The 18,141-nt window shown below is 67.5% G+C and carries 18 protein-coding genes; 3 read left to right on the top strand and 15 right to left on the bottom strand.

The window, feature by feature from the left end; genetic code table 11:
• The first annotated feature begins 30 nt into the window (after window positions 1–30).
• The 3 genes from earP to FB600_RS12855 all read left to right on the top strand — a co-directional run bounded on the left by earP (window position 31) and on the right by FB600_RS12855 (window position 3,592).
• Window positions 31–1,212, top strand: a complete 1,182-nt coding sequence (earP, locus tag FB600_RS12865) for an elongation factor P maturation arginine rhamnosyltransferase EarP (RefSeq protein WP_096749480.1) — start codon at window positions 31–33, stop codon at window positions 1,210–1,212.
• Between the two features lie 156 nt (window positions 1,213–1,368).
• Window positions 1,369–1,926 carry an elongation factor P gene (efp, locus tag FB600_RS12860; protein WP_013697093.1) on the top strand — a complete coding sequence of 186 codons (558 nt, stop codon included), beginning with the start codon at window positions 1,369–1,371 and terminating at the stop codon, window positions 1,924–1,926.
• 265 nt (window positions 1,927–2,191) lie between these two features.
• On the top strand, window positions 2,192–3,592 hold the full coding sequence (locus FB600_RS12855) for a sigma-54-dependent transcriptional regulator (RefSeq protein ID WP_013697092.1): 1,401 nt from the start codon (window positions 2,192–2,194) through the stop codon (window positions 3,590–3,592).
• Between the two features lie 95 nt (window positions 3,593–3,687).
• Here FB600_RS12855 and nagZ read toward each other — a convergent pair whose 3' ends face one another.
• The 15 genes from nagZ to fabF form a co-directional block, all read right to left on the bottom strand.
• The gene (gene nagZ, locus FB600_RS12850; protein WP_013697091.1) at window positions 3,688–4,716 is read right to left on the bottom strand and encodes a beta-N-acetylhexosaminidase; all 1,029 of its coding nucleotides are present in this window, start codon (window positions 4,714–4,716) and stop codon (window positions 3,688–3,690) included.
• Window positions 4,717–4,743: 27 nt separating this feature from the next.
• Window positions 4,744–5,175 (bottom strand): holo-ACP synthase, encoded by a 432-nt coding sequence (acpS, locus tag FB600_RS12845; RefSeq protein WP_096749483.1) that lies wholly within the window; start codon window positions 5,173–5,175, stop codon window positions 4,744–4,746.
• 15 nt (window positions 5,176–5,190) lie between these two features.
• A complete protein-coding gene (pdxJ, locus tag FB600_RS12840) occupies window positions 5,191–5,964 on the bottom strand; it encodes a pyridoxine 5'-phosphate synthase (RefSeq protein WP_047838403.1) in 774 nt (257 codons plus the stop codon).
• Complete coding sequence (gene recO, locus FB600_RS12835) at window positions 5,961–6,848, bottom strand: DNA repair protein RecO (RefSeq protein ID WP_025098846.1); 888 nt, start codon at window positions 6,846–6,848, stop codon at window positions 5,961–5,963. Before recO ends, pdxJ begins: the two co-directional genes overlap by 4 nt.
• Window positions 6,835–7,737: a GTPase Era gene (gene era / locus FB600_RS12830; protein ID WP_013697087.1), complete on the bottom strand. Its 903-nt coding sequence runs from the start codon at window positions 7,735–7,737 to the stop codon at window positions 6,835–6,837. The genes recO and era overlap by 14 nt, the downstream gene beginning before the upstream one ends.
• A 59-nt stretch (window positions 7,738–7,796) precedes the next feature.
• On the bottom strand, window positions 7,797–9,023 hold the full coding sequence (gene rnc / locus FB600_RS12825; protein ID WP_096749484.1) for a ribonuclease III: 1,227 nt from the start codon (window positions 9,021–9,023) through the stop codon (window positions 7,797–7,799).
• Between the two features lie 149 nt (window positions 9,024–9,172).
• A complete protein-coding gene (gene lepB / locus FB600_RS12820; protein ID WP_096749485.1) occupies window positions 9,173–10,066 on the bottom strand; it encodes a signal peptidase I in 894 nt (297 codons plus the stop codon).
• A 16-nt stretch (window positions 10,067–10,082) separates the two neighbouring features.
• Window positions 10,083–11,876 carry a translation elongation factor 4 gene (gene lepA, locus FB600_RS12815; protein WP_098154393.1) on the bottom strand — a complete coding sequence of 598 codons (1,794 nt, stop codon included), beginning with the start codon at window positions 11,874–11,876 and terminating at the stop codon, window positions 10,083–10,085.
• Between the two features lie 219 nt (window positions 11,877–12,095).
• Complete coding sequence (locus FB600_RS12810; protein ID WP_096749487.1) at window positions 12,096–12,350, bottom strand: glutaredoxin family protein; 255 nt, start codon at window positions 12,348–12,350, stop codon at window positions 12,096–12,098.
• 7 nt (window positions 12,351–12,357) lie between these two features.
• Window positions 12,358–13,899, bottom strand: a complete 1,542-nt coding sequence (locus FB600_RS12805) for a DegQ family serine endoprotease (RefSeq protein ID WP_096749488.1) — start codon at window positions 13,897–13,899, stop codon at window positions 12,358–12,360.
• Between the two features lie 16 nt (window positions 13,900–13,915).
• On the bottom strand, window positions 13,916–14,968 hold the full coding sequence (locus tag FB600_RS12800) for a MucB/RseB C-terminal domain-containing protein (protein WP_096749489.1): 1,053 nt from the start codon (window positions 14,966–14,968) through the stop codon (window positions 13,916–13,918).
• Between the two features lie 5 nt (window positions 14,969–14,973).
• Window positions 14,974–15,588, bottom strand: coding sequence for a sigma-E factor negative regulatory protein (locus tag FB600_RS12795; protein WP_096749490.1), 615 nt, complete (start codon window positions 15,586–15,588; stop codon window positions 14,974–14,976).
• Window positions 15,589–15,673: 85 nt separating this feature from the next.
• Entirely contained in the window at window positions 15,674–16,273 is a 600-nt protein-coding gene (gene rpoE, locus FB600_RS12790; protein WP_013697079.1) for an RNA polymerase sigma factor RpoE, read from the bottom strand.
• 88 nt (window positions 16,274–16,361) lie between these two features.
• Window positions 16,362–16,844, bottom strand: coding sequence for an RNA polymerase subunit sigma (locus FB600_RS12785; RefSeq protein ID WP_098154396.1), 483 nt, complete (start codon window positions 16,842–16,844; stop codon window positions 16,362–16,364).
• Between the two features lie 11 nt (window positions 16,845–16,855).
• Window positions 16,856–18,094, bottom strand: coding sequence for a beta-ketoacyl-ACP synthase II (gene fabF, locus FB600_RS12780; RefSeq protein WP_096749492.1), 1,239 nt, complete (start codon window positions 18,092–18,094; stop codon window positions 16,856–16,858).
• Window positions 18,095–18,141: the final 47 nt, after the last annotated feature.

Below are 18,141 nucleotides of genomic sequence, written 5' to 3'. Positions count from 1 at the left end.
CAGTTTAGAGCATTCGCCCCGGTTTCTTCGATGCCCCCGATCCCTGACGCTGCCGCCCTTCCCGAGCCGATCGCCTGCGATATCTTCTGCACCGTGGTCGACAACTTCGGCGACATCGGCGTGTGCTGGCGCCTGGCCACCCAGCTCGCGCGCGAGCACGGCTGGCAGTTGCGCCTGATCGTCGACGACCTGCATACCTTCGCGCGCCTGGCGCCGGCGGTCGATCCCGCCGCCAGGCGCCAGCATGTCGAGGGCATCGCCATCGAACACTGGGGCGAGCCCGTCCATGCCGGCGACACGCTGGCGATCGCCGACGTGGTGATCGAGGCCTTCGGCTGCGAGCTGCCGGCCGAGTACGTGGCCGCGATGGCGCGCCGCGAACGCGCGCCTGTCTGGATCAACCTCGAATACCTGAGCGCCGAGGACTGGGTCGCCGATTTCCACCAGCGCCCCTCGCCGCATCCGCGCCACGCCTTGCTGAAGAGCTTCTTCTTCCCCGGGCTCGGCCCCGGCACCGGCGGCGTGCTCAAGGAAGCCGGCCTGGATGCGCGCCGCGAGGCCTTCGAGACCTCGACCGAGGCGCGCGAGGCCTGGTGGCGGCGCGCCACCGGCGCTCCGGCGCCGACGCGCGAGGCCTGCGTGATCTCGCTGTTCGCCTACGAGAATCCCGCCTTGGGTCCGCTGCTGGAACAATGGCGCGACGGCGAACTGCCGATCGTGCTGCTGGTGCCGGAGGGCCGGATCTGCCCGGAAATCGCCGCCTTCTTCGGCCTGGAGCGCTTCGGCGCCGGCAGCCGGGCCACGGCGGGCAGGCTCAGCGCCCACGGCCTGGCCTTCGTCGCCCAGCCCGACTACGACGCCCTGCTCTGGGCCAGCGACCTGAACTTCGTGCGCGGCGAGGATTCCTTCGTGCGCGCGCAATGGGCGCGCAAGCCATTTGTCTGGCATATCTATCCACAGGGCGACGACGCGCACCTGCCCAAGCTCGACGCCGCGCTCGCCCATCTCGCCGCCGGCCTGCCCGAGCCCGCGCGCGAGGCCGCCGCGCGCTTCTGGCACGCCTGGAACGGCGCGGGCACGCCGGATTGGGCCGATTTCATCGTCCATCGCGCCGCCTTCGAGGCGCGCGCCGGCGCCTGGGCGGAAGAACTGGCGGCGGTCGGCGATCTCGCTGGAAATCTGGCGGAATTCACAAAAACTCAGTTAAAATAAGCGGTTATCCAACGGCGGACCACGCAAGCGCGTTCCAGCCCCGGCGCCTCGGGCTACCCGGGCCGGATCGGTCAAGCCCGGGCCCCACCGCCCTCGCTTGCGTTGTCGGCCGTTGCGCAACGTCAGGACAAATTTTTTGCACAGGACAGTTTTGATATGAAAACCGCACAGGAACTCCGCGTAGGCAACGTCGTGATGGTCGGCAGTGACGCGTGGGTCGTCGCGAAGGCCGAATACAACAAGTCGGGCCGCAATTCCGCCGTCGTCAAGATGAAGCTGAAGAACCTGCTGACCAACGCAGGCCAGGAATCGGTCTACAAGGCAGACGACAAGTTCGACGTGGTGGTGCTCGACCGCAAGGAAGTGACCTACTCGTACTTCGCCGATCCGATGTACGTGTTCATGGACGCCGACTACAATCAGTACGAAGTCGAAGCGGAAATGATGGGCGACGCGCTGAACTACCTCGAAGACGGCATGGCTTGCGAAGTCGTGTTCTACAACGAGAAGGCCATCTCGGTCGACCTGCCGACCGTCATCGTGCGCGAGATCACCTACACGGAACCGGCCGTCAAGGGCGACACCTCGTCGGGCAAGGTGCTGAAGAACGCCAAGATCGCCACCGGCTACGAGCTGCAAGTGCCGCTCTTTTGCAACACCGGCGACAAGATCGAAATCGACACGCGCACCAACGAATACCGCAGCCGCGCATAAGTTCGCGCAAACGGCTTGGAAAAGCGCCCTTCGGGGCGCTTTTTCTTTTCCGGAGACAGATTATTGCGCCAAAGCCGCGATGCACAAAAGCCGATGCGTCGTCATACAGAAAAGGCATCAATTTGTATCTTCGGTAACTCTTTTGCTTTCAACCGCAAATACCGTACGCTAGCGGCGCCGAGGGACATAAAATTCCGACTCTAATCGAACAATAGGGCGCACACGCCCGTCACGTACGGCCGGCCCTTTGAACATTCCGCACACCATGCCACACGCCCTCATAGTCGAAGACGATCCCAACAGCTTGTCCGGCCTGACGGCGCTGCTCGCCGCGGACGGCTTCACGGTCGACACGGCCACCTCGCTCGCCGAGGCCCGCGCCGCGCTGGCGCGGACCATCCCCGACGTGGTGCTGGTCGACCTGAACCTGCCGGACGGCAGCGGCTTCGACCTGCTCCAGCACCTGCCCCAGCCGCAGCAGCCGAACGGCGGCCTGCCGGTGATCGTGCTGACCGGCAATGCCACGGTCGAGAGCGCGATCGAGGGGCTGCGGCATGGCATCTGGGATTACCTGCTCAAGCCCGTCAACATCCCGCGGCTGCGCAGCCTGCTGGCGCGGATCCCGCGCCCCTACGAGCTGATCGAGGAAGTGCAGTCGCTGCGCACCACGCTGCGCCGGCTCGGCCGCTTCGGCCCCCTGATCGGCCGCAGCGACGCGATCCAGCACACCTACGACATGATCGAGCGCAATGCGCGCAGCGAGGCCGCGGTGCTGCTGTGGGGCGAGGCCGGCACCGGCAAGGAAGCCGCCGCTCGCGCGCTGCACGACCTGAGCCGTCGCCGCAAGGGCCCGTTCATCAAGTTCGACTGTCGCGCCGCGCTGCAACTGCCGCGCGTGCTCGAACTCGGCAGCATCGTGATCGAGAGCATGCTGTTCGGCCGCGAACGCGGCACCTACGGCGGCGCCGAGCGGCGCGAGCCGGGCCTGTTCGAGCAGGCCAGCGGCGGCACCCTGCTGCTCAAGGACATCACCTCGCTGCCGCTGTCGATCCAGGAAGCGCTGCTGCGCGCGCTCGACTCGCAGTCCTTCATGCGCATCGGCGGCTCGGCCGAGATCGCGACCGACTTCCGGCTGATCGCGACCTCGCGCCGCCCGGCCCGCGAGGCGCTCGACAACGGCACGCTGCGCGAGGACCTGTGGCTGCGTCTGGACGCCGCCTCGATCGCGCTGCCGCCGCTGCGCGAACGCGACGACGACATGCTGCAGATCGCCGAATCCTTCGTCGACGATCTCAACCGCGAAGCGCGCCAGGCCGGCCTGGGCGCGGTCGACAAGCGCATCGCGCCCGACTTCGTGCGCGAATGCCTGGCCTACGAATGGCCCGGCAACGTGCGCGAGCTGCGCGAACGCGTGCGGCTGGCCTACGAGGCCTCGGGCGATTTCATCGAGACGCTGCGCGCCAACGACGGCGTGTTCGTGCCGGGCGCCGCACTCAACGGCAGCAGCGTGCAGGTGCGCGTCGGCACACCGCTGTCGGACGTCGAGGACCTGCTGATCCGCGCCACGCTCGACGCGGTCGGCGGCACGCGGCACCGCGCGGCCGCCCTGCTCGGCATCAGCCCGAAGACGCTCTATAACAAGCTGCAGCGCATGAAGATGAATTGAGTGAGCCGGGCGGGGACACTGCTCCGTGCCGCTGGTTAACGACAAAGGCCGCGCCCAGCGCGGCCTTTGTCGTTGATGACGCGAGGCGAGACCAATCAGCCGAGCGTCTCGCGCAGCAGGGCCGAGGCACGCTGGTACTCGGGCCGGCGCATCAGCTTGTCCCAGCTGGCGGGCTTGCCGCGCGGGCGCAGGCGGCGGATACGGCGCGCCGACTCGGCCGACACCTCCGCCTGCATCTCGTCGAGCACCTTCTCGGCCTGCTCGGGCTGGTTGCAGACCAACACCATGTCGCAGCCGGCCTCGAGCGCCGCATCGGCGGCCTGCGCGAGCGTGCCGCCGGCGCGCGCCGCCTCCATCGAGAGATCATCGCTGAACACGGCGCCGGTGAAGCCAAGCCGCTCGCGCAGCACGCGCTGCAGCCAGATCGACGAGAAACCGGCCGGGCGCGCATCGACCTGCGTGTAGATCACATGCGCCGGGATCACCGCCGACAACGACAGGCCGAGCCAGTCATAAGGCGCCGCGTCGAGCTTGAGGATCTGCTCGAGCGGGCGGTCGTCGGTCGGCAGCGCGACGTGGGAATCGGCCTCGGCGAAACCGTGGCCGGGGAAATGCTTGCCGCAGTTCGCCATGCCGGCCAGCGCGAGCCCGTGGTTGAGGCTCTTGGCCAGCAGCGTGACCACCCGCGGGTCGCGATGGAAGGCGCGATCGCCGATCACCTTCGAGCGGCCGTAGTCGAGATCGAGCACCGGCGTGAAGCTCAGGTCGATGCCGCAGGCGCGCAACTCGGCGGCCAGCACATAGCCCACCGCGGTGGCGAGCTTGGTGGCGTGCAGCACGTCCTTGTCCCACAGCTCGCCCAGGCGCCGCATCGCCGGCAGCACCGTGAAGCCGTCGGTGCGAAAGCGCTGCACGCGGCCGCCTTCGTGGTCGACCGCGATCAGGATGTCCTCGCGCACCGCGCGGATCGCGTCGGTCAGCGCGCAGAGCTGGGCGCGGTTCTCGAAGTGGCGCGCGAACAGGATCACGCCGCCCGTGCGCGGATGCGCGAGGCGGCGCGCGTCGTCGCGCGTGAGCGTGGTGCCCACCACATCGAGCATGACGGGGCCGGGAGTCGGTTTCATCGAATCGGGTCCGTGGAAAAAGGAAGTTCAGTTGCGGGCGGCGACGGCGGCAGGCGCGCCGTCGTCAGGCACCTCGGCGACCACGAAGGACACCGCGTAGTCGCGTTCGTCGCTGACCGTCACGCGGGCAGTGATGCGCCGCTCGGCCAGCCACGCGGCGAGTTCGCCGGAAGCCAGCACATAGGGTTGGCCGCTTGCTTCGTTGAGGGTCTGCAGGGCGCGCCAGGTCATCGGCCAGCGCATGCCGAGGCCGATCGCCTTCGAGAACGCCTCCTTCGCCGAGAAACGCGTGGCGAGGAAGGCGATGCCGCGCGCCTCGGAGCGCCTGCGGCGCGCCGCGAACACGCGCAGCTCGTCGGGGCCGAGCACCTTCTCGGCGAAGCGGCCGCCGGTGCGTTCGAGCACCGCCGCGATCCGGCTCACCTGGACGATGTCGGTGCCGATGCCGTAGATGGCCATGAGCGCGGCGCGGGCTCAGCGGCCGCCGTGACGCGCGGCCACGCGCGCGGCGACCATGATCGCCTTCATCTCGCGCACCGCGTTGTCCCAGCCGGTGAAGATCGACTGCGCGACGATCGCGTGGCCGATGTTCAGCTCGACGATGCCGTCGATCGCGGCGATCGCCTGCACGTTGGTGTAATGCAGGCCGTGACCCGCGTTGACCTTCAGGCCCAGCGCGACGCCGGCGTCCACGCCGGCCACCACGCGCTCGAATTCGCGCTGCTGGCCGGCCGCGTCGTGCGCTTCCGCGTAGGCGCCGGTATGCAGCTCGATCACCGGCGCGCCGGCCTCGTGCGCGGCACGGATCTGCTCGGCATCGGGATCGATGAACAGCGACACGCGCACGCCCGCCTCGGCGAGCTGCCGGCAGGCGGCACGCACGCTCTCGAAATGGCCGGCCACGTCGAGGCCGCCCTCGGTGGTCAGCTCCTCGCGCTTCTCGGGCACCAGGCAGGCGTCGTGCGGCCGGACCTCGCAGGTGATGTCGAGCATCTCCTGGGTGATCGCGCATTCGAGGTTCATGCGCGTGGTGAGCAGCGGGCGCAGCGCGCGCACGTCGGCGTCGCGAATGTGCCGGCGATCCTCGCGCAGGTGCAGCGTGATCGCGTCGGCGCCGGCCTGCTCGGCGGCCAGCGCGGCGCGGATCGGGTCGGGATAGGCGGTGCCGCGCACGTTGCGCAGCGTCGCGACGTGATCGATGTTGACGCCGAGATCGATGACGGTCGGCGCGGTCAGGAAGAAGCTCATAGGTTTTGCAGGTCGATCAGGATCTGGCGCGTGGCGAGCGGCGTGCCGCCCAGATAGGTGTTGAGCAGGAAGCGCATCAGCGTCTTGCTTTGCGCGACGGTCTGGGCACGATGGTAATCGTCCTCCTCCATGTCGAGCAATGTCTGGCCCGCGACCACCGGCCAGTGGGCCGGCAATTCGTCGCTGGCCTCGCGCACGCCTCGCTCGGGGTCGAACACGTAGCGCCCCTCGGGCTGCACCGCGCGGCGCGCCGTGGTGCGGTTCAGCGCGCGCGCATAACCGGTCTCGCGCAGCAGCACGCGCTCGAACGAGCGCAGCACCTGCACGGCCGGCTCGTCGTGCGCGAGCCGCGCCAGCGTCACGAGGTAATGCTGGAACAGCGGCGGGAACGGATCCTCGCGCGCGCAGAACTTCACCAGCAATTCGTTGACGTAGAAGCCGCAGAGCAGCGCGTCGCCGCCCAGCGGCAGCATGCCGCCGACCCACTCGGCGCCGGTCAGGGTGCGCATCTCGGACTTGCCGGACCAGGACAGCGAGAGCGGCTGGAAGGTCTGCAGCACGCCGCGCAGCGCCGAGTGCGGGCGCTTGGCGCCCTTCGCGACCAGCGCGACGCGGCCGTGGTCGCGCGTCAGCACGTCGATGATCAGGCTGGTTTCGCGATAGGGATAGCTGTGCAGCACGAAGCCGGGCTGCTCGGAGACGCGGAAGTCGGAAGCGCGCGCGGAAGGACGGCGCGGCTTGCGCGCCGGCGCCGGCTCGGCGGCCGGGGCGGGAGCAGCGGAAGCGGCCGGCGCGGAGGAAGCCGCCGACGCTAACGGCGGCGCCGGATCGACGACGGACACGGGAAGCTCGTCGGCGCCGTGCGTGTCCTCATTCGTACCCATAGGCACGGAGCCCTGCTTCGTTGTCGGCCCAGCCGCTCTTCACCTTGATGAAGGTTTCGAGATAGACCGGTCCATCGAACAGCTTCTCCATGTCGAGCCGCGCCTCGGTGCTGATCTGCTTGAGCTTGGCGCCCTTCTTGCCGATCACCATCGCCTTGTGCGAATCGCGCTCGACCAGGATGGTGGCGAACACGCGCGTCAGGCGCCCTTCCTCCTCGAACTTGTCGATGATCACGGTGCTGGTGTACGGCAGCTCGTCGCCGGTCCAGCGGAACACCTTCTCGCGCAGGATCTCGGCGGCGAGGAAGCGCGAGCTGCGATCGGTCAGGTCGTCCTCGCCGTAGATCGGCTCGCCTTCCGGCAGGTAGGGCTTGACCGTCTCCATCAGGCGGCTGATGTCGTCGACATGCTTGGCCGACAGGGGCACCACCTCGGCGAACTCGCGCAGCTCGCCCATCTGCTTCAGGAACGGGAACAGCGAGCTCTTGTCGGTGATCCGGTCGAGCTTGTTGAGGATCAGCAGGGTCGGCACGCTCTTCGGGATCAGGTCGAGCACCTTCTGGTCGTCGGGACCGAAGCGGCCCGCCTCGATCACGAACAGGATCGCGTCGACCGAAGTCAGCGTCGAGGTGACGGTGCGATTCAGCGAGCGGTTCAGCGCGGTGCTGTGACGGGTCTGGAAACCGGGCGTGTCGACGAAGATGTACTGCGCGTCGGGCAGCGTGTGGATGCCGGTGATGCGGTGGCGCGTGGTCTGCGCCTTGCGCGAGGTGATGCTGATCTTCTGGCCGACCAGCGCGTTCATCAGCGTCGACTTGCCGACGTTGGGCCGGCCGACGATGGCGATCATGCCGCAACGGAAACCGGCGGGAGTGGCGGGTGCGTTCATATCAGGCTGCTGCAATTCGGGGCGGGCCGCACGACGCGGCTCGCGGATGGATCAGGGATTCAATGGCCGGCATCGGCCACGCGCAGGGGCACGGCGGCGAGATCGGCGTCCGGCTCGCCGGACAGCGTCGCTGCGGTGTCGCGTGCACGCAACGTCCGATCCGGGGCGCCGGCGCCGCGCGAGGCGGCTTCGGGCTTGTCGGAGGCCGGCGCGGGCTTGTCGCCGGCAGGTTTTTCCGTGGATTTCTCGGCGGGCTTGTCAGCAGGCTTGTCGGCGGGTTTGTCGCTGGCGACCAGCTTCTCGGCCACGGCCGGCGCCGGCTTGTCGGCAGGTCTTACCGCACGTTCCGCGCGCTCGCCCTTGTCGGCGCCAGCTTCGGCATGCGCGCCGGCACGGATCACGGCCACCGGCGCGCCGCGCTCGGCAGCCGTTTCGGCCGGTGCCTTGGCGGCCTCGCCCGGCGCGGCGCTCGCCGCGGCAGCGGCGCGCTCCTTGCGTTCCGGCGTCGAGCGCAGGTCCAGCGCTTCCTGCACGCCCTTCACGCCCGGCACGATCTCCGGCTCGGCCTTGGAGGCCCGCGCGCTCTTCGAGCGCTTCGGCTTGGCGGCCGCCATCGGCCGCGCCATCACCTCGTCCAGCGCCTTCTTCGCGGCGGCCTGCTCGGCCGCGCGGCGGCTCGCGCCCGAACCCGACACCTTGATATCGAGCTTGGGTACCGTGCACTCGACCTCGAACTGCTGGTTGTGCGCTGCACCATGCGTGGCCACCACGGTATAGGTGGGCAGCGCGATCTTGTGGCCCTGCAGATACTCCTGCAGCAGCGTCTTGGCGTCCTTGCCCAGCGTGCGCGGATCGATGTGGTCGAGGATCGGGATATAGAGGCGCTTGATCACCCCCTGGGCGGCTTCGAAGCCGCCATCGAGGAAGACCGCCCCGATGATGGCTTCGAACGCGTCCGCGAGGATCGACGGGCGGCGGAAGCCGCCGCTGCGCAGCTCGCCCTCGCCGAGCCGCAGGCCTTCGGAGATATTGAGGGCCTGAGCGATCTCGTACAGCGACTGCTGCTTGACGAGATTGGCCCGCACGCGCGACAGGTCGCCTTCGTCCAGCTTGCTGAAGCGCTGGAACAAAAGGGCAGCCACCGCGCAATTGAGAACGGAATCGCCGAGAAACTCGAGCCGTTCGTTATGCGTGGCGCTGTGGCTACGATGGGTCAAAGCCTGACGCAGCAATTCCGCATTGCGAAATTCGTAGCGCAGCCGGCTTTCCAACTGGGACTGAGGCATGTGCAGGAGTATAACGCGGGCGCCGGTGCCGTCGAGTGACGGATGCCGGGCACGAAAAGGCGTGTGGCAGCGGTGTTACCGCCGGTTCTTGAAGTGATTTGCCAGCATTGCGCCCGGCCGTGGTGCAATGCTGGCGAGGATGGCGACGTTCAGTGGAACAAGCCGATGCGCTTGAGATCGCTGAAGTTCATCCAGATGAAGAAGGCGCGGCCGACCAGGTCCTTGTCGGGCACGAAGCCCCAGTAGCGGCTGTCCGCGCTGTTGTCGCGGTTGTCGCCCATCATGAAGTAGTGGCCCGGCGGCACCTTGCAGGTCACGCCGTGCTCGTTGTACTCGCAGTTGCTCTTGTAGGGGAAGTCGTCGGCGCCCATCACGAAGGGCGGCACGGCCGGGTTGTTGAGGATCGCGTTCTTGCGGCCGTCGATGCTCTCCTCGTACTGCTTCGCGTAGTTCATGCGCTCTTCGTCGAAGTAGTCGGCCAGCGGCGTTTCCGGCACGGGCTGGCCGTTGATGGTCAGCTTCTTGTCGTAGTACTGGACGGTGTCGCCGGGCAGGCCGATCACGCGCTTGATGTAGTCGACCGACTCATCCTTCGGATAGCGGAACACCACCACGTCGCCACGCTCCAGCGGCCGGCCGGCGGTGATCTTCTGGTTGGTGATCGGCAGGCGCAGGCCGTAGTCGAACTTGTTGACGAGGATGAAGTCGCCCACCAGCAGGGTGGGCACCATCGAGCCCGAGGGGATCTTGAACGGCTCGACCACGAAGGAACGCACCACGAACACCGCCAGGATCACCGGGAAGAAGCTCGCCGTGTACTCGAGCCACCACGGCTGGCGCAGCTTATCGTCGCGCAGCTTGGCGCGCGTCTCGGCGGCGTTCTCGTCGGCGAAGCGCTCGCCGACGCGCGCCTGCTGGCGGTCGAATTCGGCGGCGGCCTCGTCGGCGGCCTTGCGACGGCCCGGCAGGAACACCAGCTTGTCCAGCACCCACGCGATACCCGTCAAGACGACGAGCACAAAAAGAATCAATGCGAAATTCATAAAAGGATCAGTCCTGTTATTTGTCTTCGACGCGCAAGATCGCGAGGAACGCCTCCTGCGGGATCTCGACCGAACCCACCTGCTTCATGCGCTTCTTGCCGGCCTTCTGCTTTTCGAGCAGCTTCTTCTTTCGCGAGATGTCGCCGCCATAGCACTTGGCCAGCACGTTCTTGCGCAGCGCCTTGATGTTCTCGCGCGCCACGATGTTCGCACCGATCGCGGCCTGGATCGCCACGTCGTACATCTGGCGCGGGATGATCTCGCGCATCTTGGCCGCCACCTCGCGGCCGCGATACTGCGACTGCGAACGGTGCACGATGATCGACAGCGCATCGACCTTGTCGCCGTTGATCAGCATGTCGACCTTGACCACGTCCGAGGCGCGGTACTCCTTGAACTCGTAGTCCATCGAGGCATAACCGCGCGACACCGACTTCAGGCGATCGAAGAAGTCGAGCACGATTTCCGCCATCGGGATTTCGTAGGTCAGTTGAACCTGGCGGCCGTGGTACTGCATGTTGATCTGCGAGCCGCGTTTCTGCTCGCACAGCGTGATGACCGAGCCGACGTAGTCCTGCGGCATGTAGAGGTTGACCGTGACGATCGGCTCGCGGACTTCCTCGATGCGGCCCGGATCCGGCATCTTGGCCGGGTTCTCGACCACGAGGGTTTCGCCGTTGCTCTGCACCACCTGGTAGACCACGGTGGGTGCCGTGGTGATCAGGTCCATGTCGAACTCGCGCTCGAGACGCTCCTGCACGATCTCCATGTGCAGCAGGCCCAGGAAGCCGCAGCGGAAGCCGAAGCCAAGCGCCTGCGAGACTTCCGGCTCGTACTGCAGCGCGGCGTCGTTGAGCTTGAGCTTCTCGAGCGATTCGCGCAGCGCGTCGTACTGGTTCGCCTCGACCGGATAGAGGCCGGCGAACACCTGCGGCTTCACTTCCTTGAAGCCCGGCAGCGGCTCGGGCGCGGCCTTGGCCGCGTGCGTGACGGTGTCGCCCACCTTGGCGGCCGTCAGCTCCTTGATGCCGGCGATGATAAAACCCACCTGGCCGGCCGACAGCGATTCGAGATTGCGCGACTTCGGCGTGAACACGCCGATATGCTCGACCGGGTACTGCGCGCCGGTCGCCATCAGCTTGATCTTTTCCTTGGGACGCAGGGTGCCGTTGACGATGCGCACCAGCATCACCACGCCGACGTAGCTGTCGAACCAGGAATCGATGATGAGCGCCTGCAGCGGCGCGTCGACATCGCCCTTGGGCGCCGGCACCTTGGCGATCAGCGACTCCAGCACGTCCTCGACACCGAGGCCGGTCTTGGCGCTGCAGCGCGTCGCGTCGGTCGCGTCGATGCCGATCACGTCCTCGATTTCCTCGATCGCGTTTTCGGGGTTGGCTGCGGGCAGGTCGATCTTGTTCAGGACCGGCACCACCTCGACGCCGAGCTCGATCGCCATGTAGCAGTTCGCGACCGTCTGCGCCTCGACGCCCTGGCTGGCGTCGACCACCAGCAGCGCGCCCTCGCAGGCCGACAGCGAACGGCTGACTTCATAGGAAAAGTCGACGTGCCCCGGGGTATCGATCAGGTTCAGGTTGTAGAGCTTGCCGTCGCGCGCGCGGTACGACAGCGCGGCGGTCTGCGCCTTGATCGTGATGCCGCGCTCGCGCTCGAGATCCATCGAGTCGAGCACCTGGGCTTCCATCTCGCGGTCGGTCAAACCGCCGCATACCTGGATGATGCGATCCGCGAGCGTCGACTTGCCGTGGTCGATGTGCGCGATGATCGAGAAATTACGAATATGATCCATTCAGTGCCGATCAAGCGAAAAAGGCGCGCTCGACGACTGCGGAGCACGCCTTGTGTAAGTCGGTGAAAAAACAGCCTATTTTAGCCGAAAAGGCCTGGCCGGGGCGGCATTTTGGCTGGCCGGCCGCGCCGACGGCACGAAACCTGCTGGGCCGGCCGTGACGGCGTTGCTTTCCAGGCCCCGGCGCCCGGGGCCCGATCGGCCCGTGCCCAGCCGGCATCAAGCGTCCGAGCCGGCCGGCCGCCGCGACAGCGCGGCGCGCACCGCGCCTTCGTCGAAACGATGCCGGCATACTTCCACGCCATCCAGCAGCAGCACCGGCACGTCCTCGTCGTAACGCGCGACCAGCGCCGGATCGGTGTCGATGTCGATCACCGTCACCGGCAGACGGAACTCGGCCGCGACGGGCGCCAGCGCGACCTGCATCTCGTCGCACAGATGGCACCAGCCGCGGCCGTAGAGCGTGAAGGCCACGCGCGCCCTACTTCTGGGCCGCGCGCGGGCGCAGCGGGATGAACTGCGTGTTGTCGCCGCGCCGCACCAGCACCGCGACCATCTTCTGCGGGTCCAGCTTCGAGGTGACCTCGACGAATTGCTTGGCGCTGGTGATGTCGGTATCGCCGACGCGCACCACGATGTCGTCGCGCTTGAGGCCCGCGCGCGCGGCCGGGCCGTCGGCGGCGTCGACATGCACGCCGTTGGGTACCTTGGCCGCCTTCAACTGCTCGGCCGTCAGGTCGCTCACGGTCAGCCCCAGCGCATTGCTCTGGCGCGGCTTGGCCGGCTGGCTCGGCTTGCCGCCGTCGGCGCGGGCATTGCCCTTCTCGGCCGGCACCTCGGCGATCGTGATCGGCAGGTCGCGCGCCGCGCCCTTGCGCCAGATCGTAATGGTGGCCTTGCTGCCCGGCTTGGTGTCGCCCACCATGCGCGGCAAGTCGGTGGCCTCGTCCACGTCGCGGCCGTTGAACTTCAGGATGATGTCGCCCGGCTGCACGCCGGCCTTGTCCGCCGGCCCGCCCGCCTCGACGCTGCTGACCAGCGCGCCTTCCGCGCGCGGCAGCCCGATCGAGTCGGCGACGTCCTTGGTGACCTCGCCGATCGCCACCGCGATGCGCCCGCGCGTGACCTTGCCGCTGGCCTTGAGCTGCTCGGCCACGCGCATCGCCTCGTCGATCGGGATCGCGAACGAGATGCCCATGAAACCGCCGGTGCGGCTGTAGATCTGCGAATTGATGCCGATCACCTCGCCGTTCATGTTGATCAGCGGGCCACCGGAGTTGCCGGGGTTGACCGCCACATCGGTCTGGATGAACGGCAGGTAGTCGCCGGTGTTGCGCCCCTTGGCGCTGACGATGCCGGCCGTGACGGTGTTGTCGAGCCCGAACGGCGAGCCGATCGCGACCACCCACTCGCCCACCCGCACCTTGTTCGAATCGCCGATCGCCACGGTCGGCAGGTTGGTGGCGTTGATCTTGACGATCGCGATGTCGGTGCGCTCGTCGATACCGATCAGCCTGGCCTTGAACTCGCGCTTGTCGGTCAGCGTCACGTAGATCGTGTCGGCATCGTCGACCACGTGCGCATTGGTCATCACGTAGCCGTCCTGGGACAGGATGAAGCCCGAGCCGACGCCGCGGTTCTGTTCCGTGTCGGGCACATCGGGCTGCGCGTTCTTGGGCGCGCCCGGCGCCTGCGGCAGCGGGATGCCGAAGAAGCGGCGGAAGAATTCCGACATGTCGCCGTCGTCCGGGCCTTGCGGGAAGACGCCGCGCGGATCGGCCGGCACCGTCGCCGTGGTGCGGATGTTGACCACCGCCGGGCCGGCCTTCTCGACCAGGTCGGCGAAGTCGGGCAACGCGGCGCGAGCCGCCGGCGCCGAGGGCGGCGCCACGGGCACCGAGGCGGCGGCCGGCGCGGAGGCGCCCGGCACGATCGAAGCGGGTTGCGCGGCGAGCGACGCGAGCGGCAGGCAGGCCGTCAGCGCCACCGCGGCCATCCAGGTAGGCAGCGTGGTGGTGGTCATGTCGAGGAACCGGAGCTTACTTCGAAGGCTTGTATTCTATGGCAGCCGCGAACTGCTGCAAGGTGGCCGGCGGTACTTCGCCGAGCAGGGTGATCCAGAAATCGCCGCGGCGCTTCACCAGCACGTGGGTGGCGCCGGTGCTGCCCGCCCCTTCCTTGCGCGAGCCCTTCTCGACCGGCTCGAGGAACACCGAGACGGTGGCCAGCCCGTCGGTGAAGACGGCCTGGTCGACGGCGATCGGCGGCTCTCCCGGATCGCGCGCGGCCATCGGGCGGCGCACCTCGCGAATCTTGCGGAAGCCCGCCACGCTCGGCCCCAGCTTCCAGCCCTGCGCCTCGATGTCGACGCTCGCCACCGGCGGACGCACCACCGTGCAGTCGGCGGGATTGCGTACGCCATTGGCGATGGTGGTCTTCAGGTTGGGGTTCGCCGTGCCGATCTGCAACTGCGAGAAGGCAACCTGCTCGAGCACGTGATCGTCGGCATCGAGCGTCTGCGTGCGCAGCAGCAAGCCGGTCCTGGCATCGGTCCAGAGCTTGTAGGCGTAGCGGTAGCCATCCTTCGGCACCAGCTCGACCACTTGCGCGTCGATGCCGGCCACCCGGTCCTGCCCGAGCGGCTTGGCATCATAGACCGACAGCACCTGCTCGCCGCTCGCGCCGAGCAGCGACGGGAAGGCATCGCGGTTCTGGCGCCGCTCGACCACGCAGAGATGCCGCTCCGGCACCAGCGTGACGAGGTCGTCGTTGTGGCGCAGCAGCGTGCGAGGCTTGCCGTCGAGGCTCTCGATCTGTTCGAATTCGCCGCCCTTGGCGGCGATGTGGGTGATCCGCGAGGACTGCACGTAGGTGCCGCGCTGGAACACGAAAGTGCCGTCGTAGCTTTGCTGCTGGGCGGCCTGCTGGATCCGGTCGAGCCAGGCGGCCGCGGCCTGCGGGCCGGCGGCCGGATCGACCGGCTGCTGCGCGATCGCGCGCGATTGAACGGAAATCAGAGCGGCCGCGCAGAGCACAAGCGCAGGTAGCCGCGTCCAGCCGGAGGTGGCGCGATTCAACAGCAGTGTCCGCATCGAGTTTATTGGCCTTGCGTCGCGACGGCAGTGCGAATGAGCGGCATCGAGCCCGACACCACGGGCTGCTGCGCGAATTGCTGGTGAGCTTCGAGGTATTGATCGAGGCTCGCGTCGCGGATGATGTTGAGATCCTGGTGGGACGAGGCGGCCACGCGCTGCAGGTCCTGCGGCGCGACCGAGGCGACCTGCACCGGCGAGACGCCGGGCTGGCCGGCCGTGCCCTGCAGTTGCGGGACCACGATCCAGGTCAGGGTGGCCGCCGCGGCGGCCACCGCCAGTGCCGGCACGAAGCGGCGGCGCAGCGCGCGCTTGAGCGGCGAAGCCGGGCTGTTCGCCGCGACGGTGATCGCGGCCGGGGCGATCAGGTGGGGCTCGGCCGCGAAGGCGGCGGAAAACCGGGCCGTGAAGGCATGGCTGACGGTCGGTTCGATCGCGAGTTCATCGGAACGCAGCACGTCGCCGATCGCGTGAAATTCGGACCAGGCACGCCGTTCCGTGTCGCCGAAACCGGCCAGGATCTGAGCGAACGGCAGGCCGTCAGGCGACTCGCCGTCGATCAATGCGGACAGACGCTCGCGTTGCGAGCTCGGTTGCGATTGCGTAGAGACCGACCCCATGATGCTCCCCATCTTCGATACCCCGTCGTGACACACGACTCTATCTGTAACTGGACCCCGTGCCGTTTCCGCACACCGGCCAGGCTCACCAGCGCCTGCCTTCCGGCGTGTCCAGAAGCGGACGCAACTTGTTGGCAATCGCCTCGCGGGCCCGGAAAATACGGGAACGGACGGTGCCGATCGGGCAATCCATCATTTCCGCGATTTCCTCGTAGCTCAGACCCTCGATTTCCCGCAGTGTGATGGCCGTGCGCAACTCCTCGGGCAACAGCGCCATCGCCGCGTTCACCGTTTCGGCGATCTGCTTGCTCATCAACATCGACTCGGGCGTGTTGATATCCCTTAGTTGGTCCGCGTCGGAGAAAGTTTCAGCCTCTTCGGCATCCGCTTCAGTCGAGGTCGGCGCGCGGCGCCCCTGGGTCGCAAGGTAGTTCTTCGCCGTATTCACGGCAATCCGGTACAACCACGTGTAGAAGGCCGATTCGCCGCGAAACTGCGGCAGCGCGCGGTAGGCCTTGATGAAGGCGTCCTGGGCCACGTCCTCGACCTCGGCGGGATCCCGCACGAGGCGCGAGATCAGCCGGATGATCTTGCGGTGGTATTTGGAGACCAGGAGTTCGAACGCTGCCTTGTCGCCTTTCTGTACGCGCTCGACCAGGGCCTGATCGATTTCTTTTTCACTCACCTGACAAATCCGTTAACTAGGGATGCAACGCGGAGCGCCATTGTAGCAACGCCCTGCGACCTGCCGCGAAACCGCGCGGCGCGCGCCCTCAGCCTCGTCCGGCCCGCCCCGGGCGCCTGCCGAGCACCGACAGGGCGCGGAACGCCGCCATGTCGAGCGCATCGGCCGGTACCAGCAGCGCCACCGGGGCGCCGCGCTCGCGAGCGATCGCCAGCACCAGCAGCCGGTCCGCCCAATGCGTGCAGCGGACCACGGCACCGTGCGCCACCCGCCGGCCCGCGTGATCGTAGGCGGCGAGCGTGCCGGTGGCCGGCTCGATGCGCAGCGCGGCCGGGATCCGGCGCGCGCAGGTTTCACGCGCGACCGACACGAGACTCGCGGCGGTCAGCAACCCGACGAACACCGCTCCGATCTTCCCGGCGAACTGGCCGTCGGCCAGTTGCAGCGCGGTACCGCCGGCCGCCGCCGCGCATAGCGCGACGAAGGCCGCCAGCACGACGCGCAGCGTCGCCGAGGCACGCAGCGCGACAGGCTGCGTGCCGGAGGAAGATAGGAGGGAGGGACCCGTCAAGCGATCCCGCTTCAGGCGCGCTTGAAAACCAGCGTGCCGTTAGTCCCGCCAAAGCCGAAGGAGTTCTTCAGCGCGACGTCGATCTTCATGTCCCGCGCTTCGTTCGCGCAGTAATCGAGATCACATTCGGGGTCCTGATTGAAGATGTTGATGGTCGGCGGCGAGACCTGGTTGTGCACGGCCAGCACCGTGAACACCGACTCGAGGCCGCCCGCGCCACCGAGCAGGTGACCCGTCATAGACTTGGTCGAGTTGACCACCATCTGCTTGGCGCGATCGCCGAAGGCGCGCTTGATGCCGATCGTCTCGGCCAGGTCGCCGAGCGGCGTCGAGGTGCCGTGCGCGTTCAGGTAGTTGACCTCGTCGGGATTGACACCGGCGTTGCGCAGCGCGGCCAGCATGCAGCGGCGCGCACCGTCGCCATCCTCGACCGGGGCGGTCATGTGGTAGGCGTCGGCGCTCATGCCGTAGCCGGACACTTCGGCGTAGATCTTCGCGCCGCGCGCCTTGGCATGCTCGTATTCCTCGAGCACCATCACGCCGGCGCCCTCGCCCAGCACGAAACCGTCCCGGTCCTTGTCCCACGGACGGCTGGCGGTGGCCGGGTCGTCGTTGCGCTGCGACAGCGCGCGCGCGGCCGCGAAACCGCCGATGCCCAGCGGCGAGACGGTCGCCTCGGCGCCGCCCGCGATCATCATGTCGGCATCGCCGTATTCGATCAGACGCGAGGCCTCGCCGATGCAGTGCAGGCCGGTGGTGCAGGCCGTCACGATCGCGAGGTTCGGGCCCTTCAGGCCGAACTTGATCGACAGGTGACCGGAGATCATGTTGATGATCGAAGCCGGCACGAAGAACGGCGAAATGCGGCGCGGGCCGCGGTTCAGCAGCTCGGTCTGCGTGACCTCGATCATCGGCAGGCCACCGATGCCGGAGCCGACGATCACGCCAAAGCGCTCCGCGTTCTCCTCGGTGACCTCGATGCCCGAATCCTTCATGGCCTGCATGCCCGCAGCGATGCCGTAATGGATGAAGGTATCCATGTGGCGCGCTTCCTTCGCGGGCAGATATTCCTCGACATTGAAGCCCTTCACCTCGCCCGCGAAGCGGGTCGAATAGTTCGTTGCGTCGAACTTGGTGATGTTGGCGATGCCGGATCGACCGGCGACCAGATTGGCCCAACCGTCGGCAACATTATTGCCAACAGGCGAAATCAGCCCAAGGCCTGTAACGACAACTCGACGGCGGCTCACGGTACCCTCTTTTCCATTGGATGACAAAAACAAAAGCCACAGGGGCC

This window comes from Burkholderia sp. SJZ089 (assembly GCF_007828315.1).
In the GTDB taxonomy this organism is placed as follows: Bacteria; Pseudomonadota; Gammaproteobacteria; order Burkholderiales; family Burkholderiaceae; genus Burkholderia; species Burkholderia gladioli.
The sequence above is the reverse complement of the archived record's forward strand: the minus strand, read 5'-3'. Positions and strand labels throughout refer to the sequence as shown.